The sequence below is a fragment of the Aeromonas sp. R5-3 genome (assembly GCF_040908225.1).
GTDB classification, from domain to species: domain Bacteria; phylum Pseudomonadota; class Gammaproteobacteria; order Enterobacterales; family Aeromonadaceae; genus Aeromonas; species Aeromonas dhakensis.
Genome location: NZ_JBFODH010000018.1, coordinates 187,886 through 209,216, shown reverse-complemented (window position 1 = coordinate 209,216; position 21,331 = coordinate 187,886). Strand labels below are relative to the sequence as shown.

The window sequence follows — 21,331 nt, the reverse complement described above, 5'->3', positions numbered from 1 at the left end:
TCCCGAATTATCGGGCATGACAAGGGGAGCCTGGCTCCCCTTTTTCATATCTGCTCACAAGGCCCCGGCGTCATGTCACTGCGCATCTTCCATCATCCCCTCTACTCCGCCCTGACCCTGCCAGCGCGCCATCGCTTTCCGCTGGCCAAATACCAGGCGCTGTTCGAACAGCTGGGAAACCTGGGTTATCCGCTGGCAGAGGCCGCGCCCGCCAGTCGCGCCCAGATAGAGAGAGTGCACGATGCGGACTATGTGGACGCGGCCCTCACCGGCACCCTGGATGCGGGCGCCATTCGCCAGCTGGGGTTTCCCTGGTCCCCCGTGCTGATTGAACGCACCCTACGCTCGGTGGGGGCCACCCTTGCCGCCAGCCGACACGCCCTCGCGCAAGGTTGCGGCCTGCAGATCTCCGGTGGCTATCATCACGCCCACCGGGACGTTGGCAGCGGCTTTTGCCTGTTCAACGATCTGGTGATCGCCGCCCAGACCTGTCTGGACGAAGGGCGCTGCGAACAGGTACTGATCGTCGATCTCGATGTCCATCAGGGGGATGGCAGCGCCGCCCTGTGCCAGGGTCGGCGCGACATCATCACCCTCTCCCTGCACGGGGAGCACAACTTTCCCCGCCACAAGCCCGCCTCCCACATGGATTTTCCCCTGCCAAGCGGCATGAAGGACGATGCCTACCTCACCACGCTGGCAGAAGCGCTCAATCTGGCGCTGCGGCTCTACGCCCCCGATCTCATCCTCTATCAGGCCGGGGTGGACGTGCATCATGCCGACGAACTCGGCTATCTCTCCTTGAGTGATGAGGGGGTGCGCCAGCGCGATGCCATGGTCTTTGACTGCGCACAACGGCACGGGCTGCCCATTGCCGCCGTACCGGGCGGCGGCTACCGGCGTGACTGGCAACAGCTGATCCCACTGCATATGTCCTTGTTTGAAGAGGCACACAGGCGCTACGGCTAGCCGTTGAGTTCTGCCTGGCCACCGTTGCAGACAACAACAAGGCGGCCCCTAGGCGCTACGGCTAGCCGTTGAGTTCTGCCTGGCCACCGTTGCAGACAACAACAAGGCGGCCCCTGGGCCGCCTCTGCTTTATATGCGTGCCATCCAGCCCCCTATAGGTAAGCGAGGATGGAGCCCTGCTGCCGACCACAGTTCAGGCGTGGGCCACCGGTGTCGAGTGCTTCCCCATGGGGCGCAGCAACATCAGCAGGTAGAGCAAGGCCACACCGGCGATCATGATGAACAGCAGATTGTCCGAAAGGTGCTGCATCAGGAGCGCGGTATAGGCCGGGCCGAGCAGGCTGCCAATGGTGTAGCTCAGCAGCAGCGCCTGGTTCATGGCCACCAGCTGATGGTGCTCGACCTTCTCGCAGGCCCACGCCATGGCCACCGGATAGAGGGTAAACCCGGCGGCGCCCAGGATGAACAGCGCCGGCCCCATCGCCACGCCGCCGAGCATGGCTCCGCACCCCAGGATCACCACCAGCACCTGCACCCGCAGCACCGGCAGGCGACCGAACCTGTCCGCCAGCCGACCCACCGGCCACTGCCCCAGGATGCCGGCACTCACCATCACCGCCATCCAGTAACCAATGCCGGCATCGCTCACCCCCTGATGATTCAGGTAGAGCGGCATCAGGCCGTAGAGGGAGCCCAGCACGATGCCGGAGATGATGCAGCCATCAACCCCGAGCCGTGCCTGACGCAGCCGCAACATGGACCAGACCCGGGTTGAGCCCTGCGCTTCGCTGCGCTCACTGACGATGCGGGTGAACAACAGCGGCAGGATAGCCGCCAGGATCAGCCCACTCGCCCAGGGCAGTACCTCCATCAGGCCGGTCGGCAACTTGCTGACCAAGAGCTGGCCGAGCACAGTGCCCAGGTAGTAGACCATCATGTAGGCGGCCAGCAGACGGCCCCGATTGTGCGCGTTGCCGCTGCACATCAGCGCGCTCTCCACCACCACCCAGATCATGGCGCAGCCGATACCGGCGATAAATCGCCAGCCGAGCCAGCTCCAGAAATCAAGGGTAATGCCGAGCCCGACACAACCGGCGGCAAAGAGGGCGGAGGCCAGGTAATAGCTGCGGTTGAAGCCGCAACGCCTGATCAGGGTGCCCGCCAGCAGGGTGCCCAGCAGGTTGCCGCTGAAATAGGAGGAGCCGACCATGCCCACCTGCCAGGTCGGCAGCTGTTCATGGGCAAGCCAGAGCGGTACCAGGGTATTGAGCACCGCGATGGAGAGGGTCAGCAGCAACAGGCCACAGAGCAATAACAGCACTGGCCGGGTGTATATGGTCATGGGTAAAACCGTGAGGAGAGTCAAAAATGCGAGCGCATCATGCCACCGCCAATGCCATTGTCAATCGGCACTGAAAGCAGGATCGCAAGGTTTTATCGAATGCTGCTGGTGCGGTGCAGCACGGCACCGTTCGGCGCCTAGCTTATCCCCTTGATTCACCGACTCTTTGGCCATGATGACGGGCAGATGCCGGTTGCCTGTCGGCTTCTTCTCAATCCTGGGGGCCATAACGAGAAGAGGCGACCCCGGGCCGCCTCTTCTTTATATACCTGGCACAAGGCCGGTCAGCGCTGACGCTTCTTGGCGTACTTGCGGCGGGCCCGCGCCTGGCGCTCCTCTTCCCGCTCCGCCTTCTCCTTGGCCTTCTGTTCGGCCTCGGCATCGGCCTCCACGATCTCGCTGCTCACCATCTGCGGGGTCTCCAGCGAGATGCGGCCCAGCAGGCCAGAGCGGAATTCGTTGACCAGGATCTCGGACGCCTTGTGCAGATCCGACAGCCCCCCCTTGCGCATGAAGCCGCGCTGACGGGCAATCAGATCCAGCAGCTCGATCTCGGTCTCGGGCAGCGCGTCAATCTGATAGCGCGCCTGGATCCGCTCCGGATAGGCCTTGAGGAAGTAGTCCGCGGCGAACATGGCGATGTCCGCGTAGTCATAGACGGTGTCCTTGATGGCGGCCGTGATGGCCAGCCGATAACCGCAGGAGGGCGGGTTGAGTTTGGGCCACAAGAAGCCCGGGGTGTCGGTCAGGATGACGTTGTTGTCGAGCTTGATCCGCTGCTGGGACTTGGTCACCCCCGCCTCGTTGCCGGTGCGGGCGATGATGCGCCCCGCCAGGGTATTGATCAGGGTGGATTTGCCCACGTTGGGAATGCCCATGATCATGGCGCGTACGCCGCGCAGCTCCAGATTGCGCTCCGGCAGCATCTCGTGGCAGAGGGTCAGCAACTGCTTGATCTTCTCCGGCTCCTGCTGGGTCAGGGGCAGCGCCTTGATCCCCTTTTCCTGTTCCATGTGGGCCACCCACAGCGCGGTGATCTCGGGGTCGGCGAGATCCGCCTTGTTGAGCACCTTGATCACCGGAGTATCGCCGCGCAGCTCGGGCACCAGCGGGTTTTCGCTGGAGAAGGGGATGCGGGCGTCGAGCATCTCTATGATGACATCGACCTGGGGCATGACCTCGGCAATCTCTTTGCGGGCCTTGTGCATGTGGCCGGGGAACCAGTTGATGGACATATCCGTTACTCTCATCTAGGGACTGCGGGCGCGGGCTTGCGGTGGCGCGAGCGGCGGGCGATGGCGGACGCAGGGCGTCGCAAGGGGGCGCATTTTACCTGCACCCGCCCCGATTTGACAGGCCATTCTAGCCGCCAGCCGGCAAACCGGCCAGATTTTCGCCCGCCCCCTCCCCTCGTCAGCCAGTGTGGCCAGTCTCTGCTATTGATAGATAAGCGATTGATACAAGGTAACATTCACGCAACACCTTCATCGGATTGTCATCCAGTTTCACTAAAAGTGTCATCTGCGACCTCTAGGCTGCGCTCAGGTTTTACAAGGAGCGAACCCCAATGAGAAAGATGGCAGGACTTGCATTGATGATCGGCGCCGCCCTGGCCGCCGGCTGCAACTCCAACAACGACAGCAGTGCGCCCGAGCCCGGTGCCAAGAACGTGATCTTCTTCCTCGGCGACGGCATGGGTCTCAACACCCTGACCGCCGCCCGCATCTACGGCGTCGGTGAAGAGGGCAGCCTCACCATCGATACCCTGCCAGAGACGGCCTTCATCAAGACCTTCTCCCACGACGCCCAGGTGACCGACTCGGCCCCCTCCATGTCCGCCTACATGACCGGGGTCAAGAGCAACAACGGTGTCATCAGCATGGACGGCGATGCCACCCAGGAGAACGACTGCAGCAAGAGCGCCGGCAAGCCGGTCACCACCTTGCTGGAGCTGGCCAAGGCCGCCGGTCGCGGCACCGGCGTGGTCACCACCACCCGGGTGACCCACGCCACCCCGGCCGCCACCTATGCCCACCTCTGCAACCGGGATCTGGAAGCGGACATCGCCGCCCAGCTGGTACCCGGCGGCGCCGGTTACAACAGCGCCCTCAAAGAGGGGGTGGACGTGGTACTCGGCGGCGGCAGCAGCTTCTTCTTGCCTAAAGCCGACAAGGGCAAGCGCGAGGATGGCCGCAACCTCATCGACGAGATGAAGGCCAAGGGCTATCAGTTTGCCGCAACCCTGGACGAGCTGAACCAGGCCGATGCGAGCAAGCCGCTGTTGGGGCTGTTTGGCTCAAGCCACATGAAATATGACCTGGACCGACCCGCCAGCGAGCCTTCCCTGACCCAGATGACCCTGGCCGCCATCAAGCAGCTCAAGGACAAGAAACAGGGCTACTTCCTGATGGTGGAAGGGGGGCGCATCGACCATGCCCTGCACGACACCAACGCCAAGCGTGCCCTGCAGGACACCCTCGCCTTCGACAACGCCATCAAGGCGACCATCGACGAGGTGAAGAAAGCCGATCCCGAGCTGAAAAACACCCTGATCGTGGTCACCGCCGACCATGACCACACGCTGGTGCTGAACGGCTACGCCAAGCGGACCGGCAAGACCACCGCCGACAACCCAGGCGTACTCGGGCTGGTGAAGAACTACGAAACCGGCGAACCGAGCAAGGATGCCGACGGCATGCCCTACACCATCATCGGCTTTGGCAACGGCTACAACCGTGTGGATGGTCCGCGCAGCAGCGTGGCACCGCTGGACGACGCCACCGTCTCCGCCAACGACTATCACCAGGAGGTGGTGGTCAAGGTAGGCGAGATAGGCAACGAGACCCACGGCGGCACCGACGTCTTCCTCGGCGCCATCGGCCAGGGAGCGGAGAGCTTCCACGGCTCACTCGACAACACCGCCGTGTTCGGCAAGGTCAAGGCTGCGGCCGGGCTGTAAGGAGCATTCCCATGAAAAGCGCCATGAAACAAAAACTGCATAAAACCCTCATCAGCACGGCTCTGCTGGCCGCCCTCGGCGGCGCGGCCCAGGCACAGGCCAGCGACGCCAAAAACGTCATCCTGTTTATCGGTGACGGCATGGGCCCCACCGTGCTCACCGCCACCCGCCTCTACAAGGTGGGGGAAGAGGGCAATCTGGAGATAATGAAGCTGGCCCGCAGCGCTCGCATCAAGACCTTCTCCAACGACGCCCAGACCACCGACTCGGCCCCCTCCATGGCGGCCTACACCACCGGGGTCAAGATGAACAACGAGGTGATCGCCATGAGCAGCGACACCAAGGCCGTCGCGCCGTCCAAGGACGTCAACGGCAACAAGGGTATCAACAACTGCACCAGCGACAACGGCAAGCCGGTGCCCACCATTCTCGAGCTGGCCAAGGCGGCCGGCAAGTCGGTGGGAGCCGTCACCACCACCGAGCTGACCCATGCCACCCCGGCCGCCACCTACTCCCACATCTGCCACCGGGATGCCGCCTACGCCATCGCCGAGCAGGCGGTACCGGGCGGTGCCGGCTTCAACACCGCGCTGGGGGATGGGGTCGACGTGCTGATGGGAGGCGGCGCCAACCACTGGACGCCCTACAACAGCACCAGCAACAAGGGTGGTCGCGCCGACGGGCGGGATCTCACCGCCGAGCTGACTGCCCAGGGCTACCACTACGTCACCACCAAAGATGAGCTCTCTGGCGTCAACTCGGGCAAGGTGCTTGGGCTGTTCAGCGCCAAGTCCCACCTCGACTACGAGCTGGACCGGGTCGCCAAGGGGGCGGCGAGCACCCAGCCCTCCCTCTCTGAGATGACCGCCAAGGCGATCGATCTGCTCAGCCAGAACAGTCAGGGTTACTTCCTGATGGTGGAAGGGGGTCGCATCGATCACGCCCTGCACGGCACCAATGCCAAGCGTTCGCTCACCGACGCGGTGGCGCTGGACGAGGCGGTCAAGACGGCGCTCGGCAAGGTGGATCTGAAAGATACCCTGATCGTGGTCACCGCCGACCATGACCACACCATGACCATCAACGGCTACTCCGCCAAGGGCAACAAGGTGCTGGATCTGGTGAAAAATGGCGACGGCTCGACCCAGAACGACGTGGATGGCAAACCGTTCACCACCCTGGTGTTCGGCAACGGTCCCAACCGCGCCGACGTGCGCCCCACACTCACCAGCGATCAGGTGATGGCGGACGACTACCTGCAAGAGACCGGGGTCAAGCTAGGCTCCGAGACTCACGGCGGCGGCGATGTGATGCTGTTTGCCGACGGCGCCGGCAGCAGCCGCTTCAAGGGCACCCTCGACAACACCAAGGTGTTCGGCAAGCTCAAGGAGGCGCTCGGTCTGTAAACGGCAGGGCCCGGCCAGGTGCCGGGCCCTGCTCGCTCGAGCGAGACGGCATGATGCGATACTTATTACCCTTGTGGCTGCTTGGTTGCAGCCTCTCTTTTCCCCTCCTTGCCGACGAAGTCCCCGATCTGGCCGCCCGCATCCGCTATCAGGACAGGGTGACCAGCAGCGACGGCATCAGCAAGGAGAGCCAGTGGCAGGAGAAGTGGCTGCGGGTCGGCGACCAGGTGTGGAGCCAGCGGCTCATTCCCCTCCCCCTGGCCCGTGCCTACCACGCCGCCCACGATGCCACCCCGGGCCACAAGCACTTTACCCACCAGATGGCGGCGCGCTGGGTGACCCGCAACCAGCAGGATGAGTTGCAACTGCGCTACGCCGACAACTGGCACAACCAGCTGGTGGAGGTACCGGAGGAGGAGTATGGCCAGGTGGCCTTCAAGCCCGACTGGCCCAGGATCCGCCACCTCATCAACCCGGCCCTGCTGCAGGAGATGACCCCCCTCGACGAGCCGGCCCCCGAGCAGGCCCGCTGGTATGAGAAGCGCGAGGGCAAGCAGCGCACCCGCATCCTCTGGTCGAGCCGCTGGCAGCTGCCGCTGGTGGTGGAGTCGGCGAGTCTCGACGGCTATCGCAGCTACTGGATGGAGGTGACCCTCAAACCCCTGCCCAAAGCCCTGCCCTGGCAGCAGCTGGAGGGCTACCAGACTCTGGATCTGCGAGATTTCTTCGACTGACGGGACGCCCCGAACAGGGTGGGCTGACTTGTGCCGACGGGGTGGTACACTCTGTGTACTCATCCCGGATCAGGTCTGCCATGCGAATTTCCGCTCTCCTGCTGCTGTTTTGCTCCCTGCTCTTTTCCGCCCTGCCGGCCCGGGCCGTGGTGGTCATCGCCGCCGAGATCCCGCCTTATGTGATCCGCTCCAATCAGGGGGCCCCGAGCGGCATGGTCATCGAGGTGCTGGAAGAGGCCGCCCGCCGCCTCAAGGAGCCGCTGACCATCGAGCTGATGCCGCTGGCCCGCGCCCTCAGTCAGGCCCGCTATCGCCGGAATGTCTTGCTGGTGCCGCCGGTGCGCAGCCCCCAGCGCGACCCTCAGTTTCTCTGGATTGTCCCCCTGATGGACGAGGCCTTCGTGCTGGTCAGCCATCGCCAATACCACCCGACCCCCCTCACCATCAATGCCCTGCCCGGCCTCACCGTCGGCGTGATGCGCGGTTCCTTTGGCCAGAGCCTGCTGCGACCCTATCCGCAGGTGAAACAGGCACTGGTGGCCGAGGAGATCCACAACGCCGACAAGCTGGCACTCGGCCGCATCCAGGGCTGGGCGGTGGCCTGGAACAGCGCCCTCTACAACCAGCAACAAGCCGGCCTGCCGCTGGCGGATCTGGTGCGCGGCGAAACCCTGCAACACTCTCCCCTGTACCTGGCTGCCAGCCCCCATTTTCCAACCGCCGAGGCGACCCGCTGGTACCAGACCATCGCCGCTATGCGCGACGACGGCAGCCTGGCGCGCATCATCAAGCAGTACGATTACCAGGCGCCCTGACAAGCTTGTCAGGAGAATTGCCAAAGCAGTTCAGAATGGTTATGGTATCCCCATGAAAGCGCTCATGATTTTGTCAAGTCTGCTCACACCCCGTTGAGCCCCCGCCCTCGCCCCTGACAGCGAGTCGTTGGGGGCATCGCATTCCCGATCTGTTTTTTCGTATCGCACACTCTTTTTTCGGCCAGCTTGTCCGTCATCCTGGCCATCTTACCCATTGATAAGGAATATCTTATGAAACAGCCACATCTCGTGATTTCCAGCCTGGATCTCGATCGCATCGAGCAGCTGCTCGGCAACCATCCCCAGCACCTGGCCCTGCAGGAGGAGCTGGATCGCGCCGAGATCCGCGAACCGGCCGACATGCCGCCGGACGTGGTGACCATGAACAGCACGGTGCGCTTCAAGATGCAGAGCAGCGGCAACGAATTCTGCCTGACCCTGGTCTACCCGCGGGACGTACAGGGAGACGAGTCGAAGATCTCCGTGCTGGCCCCGGTCGGCAGTGCTCTGCTTGGGCTCAAGGTGGGTGACAGCATCGCCTGGCCGGGCCCGGCCGGTCGCACCATCCAGGTGGAGATCCTGGAGGTGGTCTACCAGCCGGAGCGTGCCGGCGAGCTGCACCGCTAGCCCTCCCGGGCACGCGCCGGCCTGCATGGCGGCGCCGGGCGTGCCCCTGCAGCTGATCCCGATCAAGCTTTGCCGCAGAAGTGGCGCCAATCCTGCCCTCCAGCCCCGCTTTCACTTGAGCCGGGACGAGGGGGCAGGTATCTTGTTGGCCGCGCCAGCACCCTGGCCGCAGATTTCAGGCTGACATCATGATTAAGATTGCCCTCATCGACGATCACCAGATCGTCCGCTCCGGTTTTGCCCAACTGCTCAATCTCGAACCCGACCTGCGGGTGGTGGCCGAATTCGGCTCCGCCGCCGAGGCGCTGGCGGGTCTGCCCGGCAGCGGGGTACAGCTGTGCGTGTGCGACATCTCCATGCCGGATCAATCCGGACTGGATCTGCTCAAGCGCCTCCCCTCGGGGCTGGCCGTGGTGATGTTGTCGGTGCACGACAGCCCGGCCCTCATCGAGCAGGCCCTGCAGGCCGGCGCCAAGGGGTTCCTCTCCAAGCGCTGCAGCCCGGACGAGCTGATCGCCGCGGTGCGCACCGCCGCCCACGGCGGCTGTTACCTCACCCCGGACATCGCCCAAAAGCTCACCTGCAACAGCCAGGATCCCCTCACCAATCGGGAGCGGGAGGTGGCGCAGCTGCTGGCGCGAGGCCTCGAGGTGAAGGCCATCGCCGAGCAGCTCGGCCTCTCCCCCAAGACGGTGCACGTGCACCGCGCCAACCTGATGGACAAGCTCAAGGTCAGCAACAACGTGGAGCTGGCCCACCGCATGCTGGACAGCTGGTGATCGCTCGTCTGGCCAGCTATGTCGCCATCTCGCTGGCGGCCTGCTTCATCTTTGCCGCCGGCTGGTTTTGCCTCTGGAGCATTGGCCTGCATCTGGCGGGCTCCCCCATGCTGGCAGCCCTGCTGTTCCCCTTCGGCCTGCGGCTGGGGCTGCTCTTGCAAAGCCCGCTCGCCTACTGGCCGCCGCTGCTGCTGTGCGAATCCCTGCTGCTCTACTGGCTCAACCAGGAGGTGGGACTGCCGCTGTGGCCGCTCATTCAGGCGGGCAGCCTGCTCACCCTGCTGCCGCTGCTCATCGCCCGCCGCCAGCCGGTGCGCAACGACTGGCAGCAGCTGCTGGTGCTGCTGGCCACCGTCACGGTGGCGGCCGGGCTGCAATCCCTGCTCTGGCACCTGGCCGGCGAGGATGGCCTCACCGCCCTGCTGCTCACTCTCACCGGCGGGCTGACCCTCACCTCCACCTGCATGCTGATCTGGCACTACCTCACCCGCGCCACCTGGGTGCCGCTCGGCCCTGCGCTGGTGGATCAACCGGTGGACTGGCGCTTTCGCCACCTGGTCTGGTATCTGCTGCTGTTCGTGCTGAGCCTCTGGCTGCAGCTCGGCCTGCCGGACTCGCTGGTGCGCTTCACCCCGTTTTGCCTGGCCATTCCCATCATCGCCATGGCCTGGCGCTACGGCTGGCAGGGGGCCCTGCTCGCCACCCTGATGAACACGGTGGCGCTGATGGCCGGCCAGGCCTGGCACGATCATCCGCTCGATCTGCTGCTCTCCCTGCTGGCCCAGAGCCTCACCGGCCTGCTGCTCGGCGCCGGCATCCAGCGCCAGCGCGAACTCAACCAGGCGCTGACCCGCCAGCTCGCCCACAACCGCCAGCTCACCGAGCGGCTGCTGGAGACCGAAGAGAGCATCCGCAAGGAGGTGGCGCGCGAGCTGCACGATGACATCGGCCAGACCATCACCGCCATCCGCACCCAGGCCGGCATAGCGCGCCGCCTCGCCCCTGACAACGCCGGGGTGGGCCAGAGCAGCGCCCTTATCGAGACCTTGTCGCTTGGCATCTACGACGCGGTGCGCGGCCTGCTCGGCCGGCTGCGCCCCCGCCAGCTCGACGACATGAGCCTGGAGCAGGCGGTGCGCGCCCTGCTGCGCGAGCTTGAGCTGGAGCGCCGCGGCATCGTCACCCGGCTGGAGTGGCAGCTGGCGGACGCCGGCCTCTCCGATGCCCAGCGGGTCACCCTGTTTCGGGTCTGTCAGGAGGGGCTCAACAACGTGGTCAAACACGCCAACGCCAGCTCGGTCACCATCCGGGCCCAGCGTCAGGGGGAGCGTTTGACCCTTCAGCTGGAAGACGATGGCTGCGGCCTGCCCGAGCACCGCACGCCCCAGGGCTACGGCCTGCTCGGCATTCGCGAGCGGGTGCAGGCGCTAGGGGGCTCGCTGCAACTCTCCTGCGTACACGGCACCCAGCTGACCGTGACCCTGCCCGATCGCAAGCGGGAGGAGAGCCATGAGTAAGTTAGCCCCCAAGCCGGGAGACCTTTCATGCTGAGCTTTATGCGCAGTGCGCCGCCTCAGCCCCTCATCCGCGATCAGGCCGAGATCGACGCCTGTTATCGCCACTGGCGGCTGCACATACTGCTGACCATGTACCTGGGCTACGCGGTCTTCTACTTCACCCGCAAGAGCTTCAACTTCGCCATGCCGGACATGCTGGCCAGCGGCATGCTGGCCAAGGCCGACATCGGCATGCTGTGGACCCTGTTCTACATCACCTACGGCTGCTCCAAGTTCTTCTCCGGCATCATCAGCGACCGCGCCAATCCGCGCTACTTCATGGGCCTCGGCCTGATGGCCACCGGGGTCATCAATATCCTGTTCGGGCTCTCGTCGTCGCTGTGGCTGTTTGCCGCCCTCTGGGTGGCCAACGCCTTCTTCCAGGGCTGGGGCTGGCCCCCCTGCTCCAAGCTGCTCACCAGCTGGTATTCGCGCAGCGAGCGTGGCTTCTGGTGGTCGGCCTGGAACACGGCCCACAACGTGGGCGGCGCGCTCATCCCCCTCATCGTCAGCACCCTCGCCCTGCAGCACGGCTGGCGCTACGGCATGATAGTGCCCGGTCTTATCGCCATCCTTGCCGGGCTGTTTCTCTGCTGGCGGCTGCGGGATACCCCGAGCGCCATGGGGTTGCCCACGGTGGGCGAGTGGCGCAGCGATGCGCTGGAGCTGGCCCAGCAGACTCAGGATGCGGGGCTCTCCCATCGCCAGATCCTGCGCAAGTACGTGCTCGGCAACCCCTACATCTGGCTGCTGGCCTGCTGCTACGTGCTGGTCTACGTGGTGCGCACCGCCATCAACGACTGGGGCAACCTCTACATGACCGAGCAGCGCGGCTTCAATCTGATGAGCGCCAACTCGGCCATCTCCATGTTCGAGGTGGGGGGCTTTATCGGTGCCCTGGTGGCGGGCTGGGGATCGGACAAGCTGTTCAACGGCAACCGCGGGCCCATGAACCTCATCTTCGCGGTGGGGATATTGCTCTCGGTGGGATCGCTGTGGCTGATGCCTTTCTTCAGCTACGTGATGCAGGCGGCCTGTTTCTTCACCATCGGCTTCTTCGTGTTCGGCCCCCAGATGCTGATCGGCATGGCGGCGGCGGAGTGCTCCCACAAGAACTCGGCCGGGGCCGCCACCGGCTTCGTCGGCCTGTTCGCCTACATGGGGGCGGCGCTGTCGGGTTATCCGCTGGCCAAGGTGCTGGAGATCTGGCACTGGCAGGGCTTCTTCGTGGTCATCTCGGTGGCGGCCGGCGTCTCCGCCCTGTTGCTGCTGCCCTTCCTCAAGGCGCAGGCCCCCCGCCCTCGCGAGGCGGCCTGACTCACCCCGGCAGGCCTCTTGCCCTCCCCTTTAGTTTGAGCGCGGGCACGGTCGGTCTGCGCCTGTCACCCACACCTCTCTGCCAACTCCCTTTACCACTCATGTGAAGCTGATTGTGGGCGCACGCCAGCCGGCTGAGCAGCAATTGGCACTGCTGACGGCGGGTCCCCTTGTAACAAAATATGCTGAATACATTTTGGGCTTGAACCTGCCCCATTAGATAGATATGTTGTTTCCGTGTGATTTTATGAGTGTCGCCACGGGAAAAATGCGCCACTAACCTATTGAGTCATCTGGCACAATCGGCATTTGGTACATTTTTCACTCAGCTGGTGGCGAATAGAATCCCATATGGGGCTTTCGCCTCAATCAAGACAATAATCCTGTCTTGCCCTGTTGCCGGATGCAGCAGTCTCTTGTGCCACGGAGTCGCACGGGATCAGGTTCAAGGCTGAACACACTTTTGACAGAGACGTCACTTATGATCAAAAAACTCATTCTCTCTACCCTGCTGCTGTGCGGGCTGGCCAACGCGGCCCCCAGTTCCACCCTGGATGCCGTGCTGGAGCGCGGCGTGCTGCGGGTCGGTTTCGACGCTGGCTATCAACCCTTCGAGATGACCAACAAGCAGGGCCAGTACATCGGCTTTGACGTGGATCTGGCCAAGATGGTCGCCAAGGAGATGGGCGTCAAGGTGGAGTTCGTCAACACCGCCTGGGATGGCATCATCCCCGCGCTCTTGACCGACAAGTTCGACGTCATCATGGGCGGCATGACCGTCACTCCCCAGCGCAACCTGCGCGTCAACTTCGCCGACCCCTATATCGTGGTCGGGCAGACCATAGTCCTGCGCAAGGACAAGGCTGGCGAGATCAAGTCCTTCACCGACCTCAACGACCCCAAGTACAAGATTGCGGTCAAGCTCGGCACCACCGGCGAGCAGGCGGTCAAGCGCCTGATCCCCAAAGCCACCCTGCTGCAGTTTGAAACCCAGGATGACGCCAAGCTGGAAGTGATCAACGGCAAGGTCGACGCCTTCGTCTACGACCTGCCCTACAACGCCATCTTCGCCACCCAGAACAAGGGCGCCGTGGTGCATCTGGACAAGCCGTTCACCTTCGAACCGCTGGCCTGGGCCATCCGCAAGGGGGATCAGGACACCCTCAACTGGTTCAACAACTACCTGCGCCAGATCAAGGGCGACGGCAGCTACGACCGCCTCTACAAGAAGTGGTTCGAATCCACCGCCTGGCTTGATCAGCTCAAGTAACCTCGCAAGGGGCGGCCCGCCGCCCCTTCACGCAGATCCCCACACAATAACTACAACGAGGTTGCGACAGTGCACAACCCAACAAGACAGATGGAAAAACAACCCAATCAACTGCTCTGGCACGGCGTCTTTCTGCTGATCGTGCTGGCTGCCCTGTTCGGCATCTACAAGGCCGTGCAATCGGTGGATTACACCTGGCGCTGGGAGCGGATCCCCCAATACATCGCCTATCAGGCGGAGCAGAAAAATTACGCCGAGTTCGACGGCACCGTGGTCGCCGGCACCACCGAGGCCGACAAGGGCAAGCTGTTCCTGCAAAACGATCTCGATCCCAACCAGCGCCAGCCCATCGCCGTCAGTGGTGGTCAGGTGGCGCAGGGGGATACCGTCTTTCGCGGCGATACCCTCGACACCCAGCTGAGCTGGACCGCCGGCCCCATCGCCTGGGGCGTCTGGATGACCATCAAGCTCTCGCTGGTGGCGGGCATCTTTGCCATCCTGCTCGGCACCCTGGCGGGGCTGGCACGGCTCTCCCCCAATCCGGCCCTGCGCAACCTGGCGATCACCTATGTGGAGCTCATCCGCGGCACCCCACTGCTGGTACAGATCTTCATTGTCTACTTCTTTATCGGCACTGTACTCAATCTGGATCGCTTCACCGCCGGGGTGGCGGCACTGGCGGTCTTCACCGGCGCCTACGTGGCGGAAATCGTCCGGGCCGGCATCAGCTCCATCCACAAGGGGCAGATGGAAGCGGGCAGAAGCCTTGGCATGACCTCGGCCCAGACCATGCGCTACGTCATCCTGCCGCAAGCTTTCAAGCGGGTACTGCCGCCGCTGGCGGGCCAGTTCATCAACCTCATCAAGGACTCTTCGCTGGTGTCTGTCATCTCCATCACGGATCTCACCAAGGCGGGACGGGAGGTGGTGAGCTCCACCTTCAGCCCGTTCGAGGTGTGGTTCACCGTGGCCCTGCTCTATCTGGTGCTGACCGGCACTCTCTCCTTCCTTGTACGCCGTCTGGAGGTGAAATATGCGCGCAGCAACTGATCCGATTATCAAGGCAAGCTCAGTGGAGAAGTTCTACGGCAGCGAGGTGCACGCCCTGAAAAACGTCAGCACCCAGGTGGCCGAAGGGGAAGTGGTGGTGATCGTGGGCCCCAGCGGTTCTGGCAAATCCACCTTCCTGCGCACTCTCAACCAACTGGAGACCATCAACGATGGCAATATCGTGGTGGATGGCATCAGTCTCACCGAGCCTGGCGACGTCAACAAGCTGCGAGAAGAGGTGGGCATGGTGTTCCAGTCTTTCAACCTCTTCCCCCATCTGAGCGTGCTGGACAACATCTGCCTTGCACCGCAAAAGGTGCGCGGGCTGTCGCGCAAGGACGCCGAGGACAGAGCCAAGGCCCTGCTGCTCAAGGTGGGGCTCTCCAACAAGGCCCAGAGCTACCCCTCCCAGCTCTCCGGCGGCCAGCAGCAGCGGGTGGCCATCGCCCGGGCGCTCGCCATGCAGCCGCGCATCATGCTGTTTGACGAGCCCACCAGCGCACTCGACCCCGAGATGGTGGGCGAGGTGCTGGACGTGATGAAGGGGCTGGCCCGCGAGGGGATGACCATGGTGGTGGTTACCCACGAGATGGGCTTTGCCCGGGAAGTGGCGGATCGGGTGCTGTTCATGGAGAGCGGCGAGCTGCTGGTGGACGAAAAGCCGGCGGACTTTTTCGACAATCCCCCCTCCCCGCGCCTGCGCCAGTTCCTGAGCCAGGTGCTCTAAGGGATAACGCACAAAAAGAAAGAGGGAGCCCATGGCTCCCTCTTTACGTTGATACCCTGCCGACTGCGTCTATTTTGTCGCTTTGCGCTTTGCTTCATCCAGCATGGTTTGCAGTGCCGGCATGTTGCGCTCGGCCAGGGATTTACCCACCAGCGAGCTCTCCTGAAAGATGGCGGGCATGGTATCCAGGGATTTCTTCCCGACCGGGCTCTGATAGAAGGCGATCAGCTCCTTGAGCTCGGCTTCGGTGAAATGCTTGCGGTAGATGGCGGCCACCTCGGCACTCATGGCCGGCCAGGAGAGATAACGGGCAAACCAGGCCTCCAGTACATCGCGGTGCTGGGCCAACTCCTGTGCATGTTCACCGGCGCCCCGAATGATCAGCGGGATCATCTGTGCCTGCATCTGGGCCTGCAGCTGCTCCGCCTGCTGCTCGCTGTTGAGCAGACTGACCAGCTCCTGAGCGGGATCGGCCCACACTCCGCCACTCCACAACAGGGCGATCACAGCCCCTCTTTTCACCCACTGCATAACTGCCTCATCAACCATTTGAAAACAACAGGTTACATTGAATTTTCAAACAGACCAGTCGCCAGATGGTGGTGAGGCATGAGGGAGCGCGATTGTCATATGGGCAAAATCAGGTTGACTATAAAAGCAACAGAGGGACTCATAGTCCCTCTGTTGCTTGGCCGACACGACGGGAAGGCTGAATCTGACCGGCTCCATCATCAGTTCAGCGTGGGGACTTTCCCAGATAATGCTCCACTATGGTCCGGATCCCGTCCCGCTTCTTGAGTTCGTAGAGATGCTTGTCGAACTGCTCGACAAAGTCCTCCTTGAAGTCGAACTCCCCCTTGCGGCTGTAGCCGAGAAACCCCTGCTCCCGGCTGAGCACAGGCCCCTGCTTGAGCTGGGACATGTCGGCCACCGCCAGCTGGTTGCCCTTGATCATGCTGAGCAGCTCATAGAGCAGCGAGAGCCGGTCGTTGACGGTGCAGTCCACCCGGCCACGCACGATCTTGAGCAGGTTCTCCCGGTTGCTCTTCACCTCCTCCAACCCGATCTTCTGCTCTTTGATCGCCTGCCAGAAGGGGGCGCCGCCGATGGTAAAACCGGCATTCATGCCAAAGCGCAGGCCGTAGTAGTCGGTCGGGAACTGCGCCTGCGGGGTGTTGACGGCCACCCCGGCGCCACACATCACCACCAGCTCTTCGTCGAGCAAGGGCTGGGAGTAGGGCCACATCCAGGGGCGACCGTCTGGCTGGTAATAGGGCGGGAAGATGGCGAAGGCGCTGCCCTGCTCCACCATGCTCAGACCCCGTCGCCAGGGCATGGCCTTGATCGCCACCTCGTAGCCATCCATGGACGCCGTCACGCTGCGCACTATGTCGGCATAGATCCCCTTGACCTCTTCTCCCTCCTGCCAGGAGTAGGGGGGATAGTTGGCATCGGCCAGGATCTCGACCCGGGTCTTGGCCTGCGCCAGCAGGCAGACCCCCATCAACAAACAACACCACAGCCGCATCATCTGCCACTCCAGAGGTAGAAAGCCTCATCAAGCATAGTCACTGCGCCCGTAGCTCAGGGGGTCGTCATACCAATTGATGGGCCGCCGCTGGCCACATGCCACATCAAGCTCCAGATGAACATACCCACTGCAGCAAAATGTTAATGAAAGTTTGCATTCATCCTTTATGCTGGAGAGCAATTGCTCTGACTGGATACCCGACATGGATGTGCAACTGCTCCTGCTCTACCTCTCGCCAATCTTTGTGGCCTTTATCGGCTGGGAGATGCTCTACCTGCGCAAGCATGGCGCCGCCTTTCCCACCGCCGGCTACCAGTGGAAGGATCTCTTTGCCAACGCCACCCTGGCGCTGATGCATCAGGGGGGCGACGCGCTGGCGGCCATCGCCATCGCCTACCTCTACGACATCCTCTGGGGCTGGCGGTTGATGGACATAGGGCTGAACGTCTGGAGCCTGTTGCTGCTCTTCCTGCTGCAGGATCTCTGCTACTGGCTGTTCCACTTCGCGAGCCACCATGTGCGCTGGCTGTGGGCCTCCCACGTGGTGCACCACAGCTCGGAGCGGCTCAACCTCTCCACCGCCTTTCGCCAGAGCCTGATGTACCCGGTCTCCGGCATGTGGCTGTTCTGGATCCCGATGATCCTCATCGGTTTCCCGCCCGAGGCGGTGGTGGCCACCGTGCTCTTGAGCCTGGGCTTTCAGTTCTTCGTCCACACCCAGGTGGTGGGCAAGCTCGGCTGGCTGGAGTGGATCTTCAACACCCCCTCCCACCACAGGGTGCACCACGCCAGCAACGCCAAATATATCGATCGCAACTTCGCCGGGGTGCTCATCATCTGGGACCGGCTGTTTGGTACCTTCGTGGAAGAAGACTTAGGCGAGCCGTGTCGCTTCGGCATCACCAAGCCCATCCACAGTTTCAATCCGCTCACCCTCACCTTCCACGAGTGGCGCGACATGCTGCAAGAGGCCCGGGGCCTCCCCTGGCGACAGAAGCTCGCGGTGCTGTTTGGCAAGCCGGCTGGCCCCGCCAGCCGCTGAGCACGCACTGCAAGCAATCAGCAGACAAAAAGAGAGCGCCCCCTTGGGCGCTCTCTTGCATTGGGTCACCACCTCACTCAGACGTGGGCAAAAGACCAGACGGCGGGAATGAGGCTCAGCAGCGTCACCCCGGCCAGCAGCCGCTCGCGTCCGCTCAGGGGCTGCTCGGCCCCCAGCTGGCGCCGGCTGTACAGGAACAGCAGCAGACCCGGCCCGTAGAGCAACAAGGAGAGCAGCAGATACTCCACCCCGGCGGCATAGAGCAGCCAGAGGCCGTAACCGCTCGACACCAGCGCCACTACCCGCATCAGACCATTACCTTCCCTACGCAAGGAGAGCTTGAGCAGGAACAGGCCGATCAGCAGGTAGGGCACCAGGATCATGGAGGTGGAGATGAGCAGCAGGTTGGTGTAGCCCTTGCCGAGCAGCCACACCAGCAGCAGGCAGCCCTGCACCGTCAGGCTGGTGAGCCAGAGCGAGGCGATGGGGGTGCCGTTGCGGTTCTGGCGCCGGAAGATGGCCGGGAAGGCGCCATGGCGCGCCGCACTGAACGGCACCTCGGCCGAGAAGAGGGTCCAGCTCACGTAGGAGGCGAGCACCGAGACGATAAGGCCGACGCTGATGAGCAGCTTGCCCCAGGAGCCGGTCATCTGGGCCATCAGTCCCGCCATGGAGGGGTTGGGCAGGGCCGCGAGCTCGGGGCGGCTCAGGATCCCGAGCGCCAACACCGAGATGAGCACATAGAGCAGCAGCGCCAGCACCACCCCGAGCACGGTGGCCGTGCCCACGTCCCGCCTGTTTCTGGCCCGGGCCGACAGCACAGCCGCCCCCTCGATGCCGGTGAAGACCCAGAGGGTGATCAGCATGGTGTTGCGCACCTGCTCGGAGACCGGCGTCGCCAGAGTGCTGCCCTGCTGATCCGCCGCGAAGGTGACCGGGTCGAACCAGTAGCAGGCGAACAGGATAAACAGCAGCAGCGGCAGGCTCTTGGCCAGGGTCGCCACCAGGTTGAACAGGGCCGCCTGCTGCACGCCACGGGCCACCAGCAGGTGCACCGCCCAGAGGATGCAGGACTCGCCGATGAAGGCCGCCAAGGTGTTGCCCTCGCCAAACCAGACCCGCTCCGGGGTGTCGACGAAGCTGCCCAGCGCCGCGAAGGCGATCACCAGATAACCCACCACGCCGATGGTGGCGCACAGCCAATAGCCCCAGGCGGAGAAGAAGCCCACCAGATCGCCGAAACCGGCCCGGGCATAGCTGTAGATGCCGCCATCGAGCTCTGGCCTTAAGCGCGACAGATAGAGAAAACTCATGGCGAGCGCCAGGATGCCGACCCCGGTCACCCCCCAGCCGATCAGCACGGCGCGCGCGCCGGCCACCTCGGCCATGTTCTGGGGCAGGCTGAAAATGCCGGCCCCCACCATGGAGCTGAACACCAGCGCGGTGAGAGACCAGAGGCCTATCTTGCTCTCTTTCATGGGCGCTCCTTAACGCAGCCGGCTGGCCAGCGCCTCAATGTGTTCCGGGCCGATGCCGCAGCAACCGCCGATGAGGCTTGCCCCGGCAGCGCGCCAGCGCTCGGCCCAGCCGAGGTAATCCAGCGGTCCCAGATCGGTGCGGATCTCGTCCAGCCCGTCGTTGGCGGTCGCCTCCTTGGGTTGGGGCGGGAAGGCGTTGGCATAGGCGCCGAGCCGTATGTCGGTGCGCCCCAGCGCCTGTAGGCCGGCCCTGGCCACCTTGAGCGCGGCGTCGATCACCTCGGGCTGGCAGCAGTTGAACAGGATGGCATCCACCCCGGCTGATGACAGTGCGGCGACGGCGTCCGCCACCCGCTCACCGGAACGCAGGGTCGGTTCGCTGCCCGGCGCCTCGTCTTCCAGGGTGAAGGAAACCCAGAACGGCTTGCCATCCTCGGGCAGCAAGGCCTTGAGGGCCAGCGGCTCGGCGATGAGGCTCATGGTCTCCGCCAGCCAGATATCCACCCGGGGGGAGAGCGCCCGGATCAGCGGGGTCGCCAGCTCGCTCACCCGGCCTGCGTCGAACAGGTCGGCGCGGTAGGATCCAAAGAGCGGCGGCAAGGAGCCGGCCACCTGCACGCGGCCCGGCTGCTCATCGGCCACCTCCCGGGCCAGCTGGCCGGCCAGGGTCGCCAGCCGCTCCCCCTCTGCCGAAAAGCGCGCCTCACCGATATGAAACGGCACCAGCGCATAGCTGTTGGTGGTGATGATTTGGGCCCCGCTCGCCACATAGGCCTCGTGCACCTCGCGCACCGTCTCGGGGGCCTCCATCAGAGCCAGTGCCGACCACTCCGGCTGGCGAAACGGCGCGCCCCGCCGTGCCAGCTCGCGCCCCATGCCGCCATCCAGTATCCACAATGCCTGCGTATCCATCTGTCTCGTCTCTTGTTGTGTTGTTGTCTTGTTGTGCGGGTCTGTGCGCTTTATCCGTTGCGCCTGTCCCGGCGGCGCGGCAACCCGTCGCCATCGTCACCCTGAATAAATTAGCCATAAAAACATATAGATGTTTAGATGGCCAAAACAAGATAAAGCAAAGCCCGCCCGACGGCAACTGGCATCACCGCAAAACCACAAAAGGCAGAAGGCAGAAAAACAAGAGGCCACCCTAAGGTGGCCTCTTGTGGCAACAGATGAACTGGTGGCTCAGCGCCCGGCCAGTACCCGCTTGGTCTGTTTGACCCAGTCGGAAACCCGACCCTGCTGGGGATACCCCTGCCAGATCTGCTCCCACTGGGCTGGGCTGAGCGGGCGGCCCAACCGGCGCTGCACCCCGGCATAGAGGTAGTCGTGAGCCGTGGTACGGGCCTGGGCCGAGGTGAGGAACTTGGCCACCGGGTCGGTCAGGCGCACGTCCCGCATGCCCAGCAGCGGGTAGTCGCTGTGCACCGCCGCCAGCATGGTCTCGCGCATGGCCGATTCGATGTAGCCACGGGCAAACAGGGCGGTTACCGACTCGAGCGACCCTTGATCCGGGCCGTGATACTCCTCGTCGAACACAGGGCTCGGCTCCGCCACGGCGCTTTGCACCACCGCATCGGGATCCGGCTGCGGCATGACCACGGCTGCCTTGGGGGCGGACGGCTTGGCGACGGGAGTGGCCTTGCGCGGTGCACTCTGGCTGCAGGCACCGAGTGCCAAGGCGAGCGCCACACAGGCCAGCGCACGGGAATGAGACTGCATCTTCATGATT

The 21,331-nt window shown here is 63.7% G+C and carries 20 protein-coding genes; 13 read left to right on the top strand and 7 right to left on the bottom strand.

Annotated features, from left to right (window positions below; genetic code table 11):
• Window positions 1–72: 72 nt before the first annotated feature.
• Complete coding sequence (locus AB5Y95_RS09305) at window positions 73–969, top strand: histone deacetylase (RefSeq protein ID WP_368160700.1); 897 nt, start codon at window positions 73–75, stop codon at window positions 967–969.
• A 193-nt stretch (window positions 970–1,162) separates the two neighbouring features.
• On the opposite strand, the gene AB5Y95_RS09300 is transcribed toward AB5Y95_RS09305, so the two are convergent.
• Both AB5Y95_RS09300 and ylqF read right to left on the bottom strand, forming a co-directional pair.
• Window positions 1,163–2,311 carry an MFS transporter gene (locus tag AB5Y95_RS09300; RefSeq protein WP_017778538.1) on the bottom strand — a complete coding sequence of 383 codons (1,149 nt, stop codon included), beginning with the start codon at window positions 2,309–2,311 and terminating at the stop codon, window positions 1,163–1,165.
• A 284-nt stretch (window positions 2,312–2,595) separates the two neighbouring features.
• A complete protein-coding gene (ylqF, locus tag AB5Y95_RS09295; RefSeq protein ID WP_010633500.1) occupies window positions 2,596–3,546 on the bottom strand; it encodes a ribosome biogenesis GTPase YlqF in 951 nt (316 codons plus the stop codon).
• A gap of 332 nt (window positions 3,547–3,878) precedes the next feature.
• On the opposite strand from ylqF, the gene AB5Y95_RS09290 reads away from it, so the two are divergent.
• The 11 genes from AB5Y95_RS09290 to AB5Y95_RS09240 all read left to right on the top strand — a co-directional run bounded on the left by AB5Y95_RS09290 (window position 3,879) and on the right by AB5Y95_RS09240 (window position 15,551).
• Window positions 3,879–5,270 carry an alkaline phosphatase gene (locus tag AB5Y95_RS09290; protein ID WP_042888886.1) on the top strand — a complete coding sequence of 464 codons (1,392 nt, stop codon included), beginning with the start codon at window positions 3,879–3,881 and terminating at the stop codon, window positions 5,268–5,270.
• An 11-nt stretch (window positions 5,271–5,281) separates the two neighbouring features.
• Window positions 5,282–6,676, top strand: a complete 1,395-nt coding sequence (locus tag AB5Y95_RS09285; protein ID WP_368160698.1) for an alkaline phosphatase — start codon at window positions 5,282–5,284, stop codon at window positions 6,674–6,676.
• A gap of 50 nt (window positions 6,677–6,726) precedes the next feature.
• Complete coding sequence (locus AB5Y95_RS09280) at window positions 6,727–7,410, top strand: hypothetical protein (protein WP_338713806.1); 684 nt, start codon at window positions 6,727–6,729, stop codon at window positions 7,408–7,410.
• Between the two features lie 80 nt (window positions 7,411–7,490).
• Window positions 7,491–8,225, top strand: coding sequence for an ABC transporter substrate-binding protein (locus AB5Y95_RS09275; RefSeq protein ID WP_042052007.1), 735 nt, complete (start codon window positions 7,491–7,493; stop codon window positions 8,223–8,225).
• A gap of 231 nt (window positions 8,226–8,456) precedes the next feature.
• Window positions 8,457–8,852, top strand: a complete 396-nt coding sequence (rnk, locus tag AB5Y95_RS09270; RefSeq protein WP_005302721.1) for a nucleoside diphosphate kinase regulator — start codon at window positions 8,457–8,459, stop codon at window positions 8,850–8,852.
• A 188-nt stretch (window positions 8,853–9,040) separates the two neighbouring features.
• Window positions 9,041–9,631: a transcriptional regulator UhpA gene (gene uhpA / locus AB5Y95_RS09265; protein ID WP_368160695.1), complete on the top strand. Its 591-nt coding sequence runs from the start codon at window positions 9,041–9,043 to the stop codon at window positions 9,629–9,631.
• Window positions 9,628–11,148, top strand: coding sequence for a signal transduction histidine-protein kinase/phosphatase UhpB (uhpB, locus tag AB5Y95_RS09260; protein ID WP_368160694.1), 1,521 nt, complete (start codon window positions 9,628–9,630; stop codon window positions 11,146–11,148). The genes uhpA and uhpB overlap by 4 nt, the downstream gene beginning before the upstream one ends.
• A gap of 27 nt (window positions 11,149–11,175) precedes the next feature.
• On the top strand, window positions 11,176–12,504 hold the full coding sequence (locus AB5Y95_RS09255) for an MFS transporter (RefSeq protein ID WP_201891970.1): 1,329 nt from the start codon (window positions 11,176–11,178) through the stop codon (window positions 12,502–12,504).
• A gap of 481 nt (window positions 12,505–12,985) precedes the next feature.
• Window positions 12,986–13,774 (top strand): transporter substrate-binding domain-containing protein, encoded by a 789-nt coding sequence (locus AB5Y95_RS09250; protein WP_019838861.1) that lies wholly within the window; start codon window positions 12,986–12,988, stop codon window positions 13,772–13,774.
• A gap of 90 nt (window positions 13,775–13,864) precedes the next feature.
• Entirely contained in the window at window positions 13,865–14,824 is a 960-nt protein-coding gene (locus AB5Y95_RS09245) for an amino acid ABC transporter permease (protein WP_041203158.1), read from the top strand.
• On the top strand, window positions 14,808–15,551 hold the full coding sequence (locus AB5Y95_RS09240) for an amino acid ABC transporter ATP-binding protein (protein ID WP_017782344.1): 744 nt from the start codon (window positions 14,808–14,810) through the stop codon (window positions 15,549–15,551). Before AB5Y95_RS09245 ends, AB5Y95_RS09240 begins: the two co-directional genes overlap by 17 nt.
• Window positions 15,552–15,620: 69 nt before the next feature.
• Here AB5Y95_RS09240 and AB5Y95_RS09235 read toward each other — a convergent pair whose 3' ends face one another.
• Window positions 15,621–16,058 carry a DUF2059 domain-containing protein gene (locus AB5Y95_RS09235; protein ID WP_017765600.1) on the bottom strand — a complete coding sequence of 146 codons (438 nt, stop codon included), beginning with the start codon at window positions 16,056–16,058 and terminating at the stop codon, window positions 15,621–15,623.
• Window positions 16,059–16,287: 229 nt separating this feature from the next.
• A complete protein-coding gene (locus AB5Y95_RS09230) occupies window positions 16,288–17,055 on the bottom strand; it encodes a substrate-binding periplasmic protein (RefSeq protein WP_368160784.1) in 768 nt (255 codons plus the stop codon).
• Between the two features lie 229 nt (window positions 17,056–17,284).
• Here AB5Y95_RS09230 and AB5Y95_RS09225 point away from each other — a divergent pair, with 229 nt between their 5' ends.
• A complete protein-coding gene (locus AB5Y95_RS09225) occupies window positions 17,285–18,124 on the top strand; it encodes a sterol desaturase family protein (protein ID WP_368160691.1) in 840 nt (279 codons plus the stop codon).
• A 77-nt stretch (window positions 18,125–18,201) separates the two neighbouring features.
• Here AB5Y95_RS09225 and AB5Y95_RS09220 read toward each other — a convergent pair whose 3' ends face one another.
• From AB5Y95_RS09220 to AB5Y95_RS09210, 3 genes are all read right to left on the bottom strand, one after another.
• A complete protein-coding gene (locus tag AB5Y95_RS09220) occupies window positions 18,202–19,602 on the bottom strand; it encodes a basic amino acid/polyamine antiporter (protein ID WP_368160689.1) in 1,401 nt (466 codons plus the stop codon).
• A 9-nt stretch (window positions 19,603–19,611) separates the two neighbouring features.
• Window positions 19,612–20,514, bottom strand: coding sequence for a homocysteine S-methyltransferase family protein (locus AB5Y95_RS09215; RefSeq protein WP_368160687.1), 903 nt, complete (start codon window positions 20,512–20,514; stop codon window positions 19,612–19,614).
• Window positions 20,515–20,784: 270 nt separating this feature from the next.
• The gene (locus AB5Y95_RS09210; RefSeq protein WP_017765605.1) at window positions 20,785–21,327 is read right to left on the bottom strand and encodes a hypothetical protein; all 543 of its coding nucleotides are present in this window, start codon (window positions 21,325–21,327) and stop codon (window positions 20,785–20,787) included.
• Window positions 21,328–21,331: the final 4 nt, after the last annotated feature.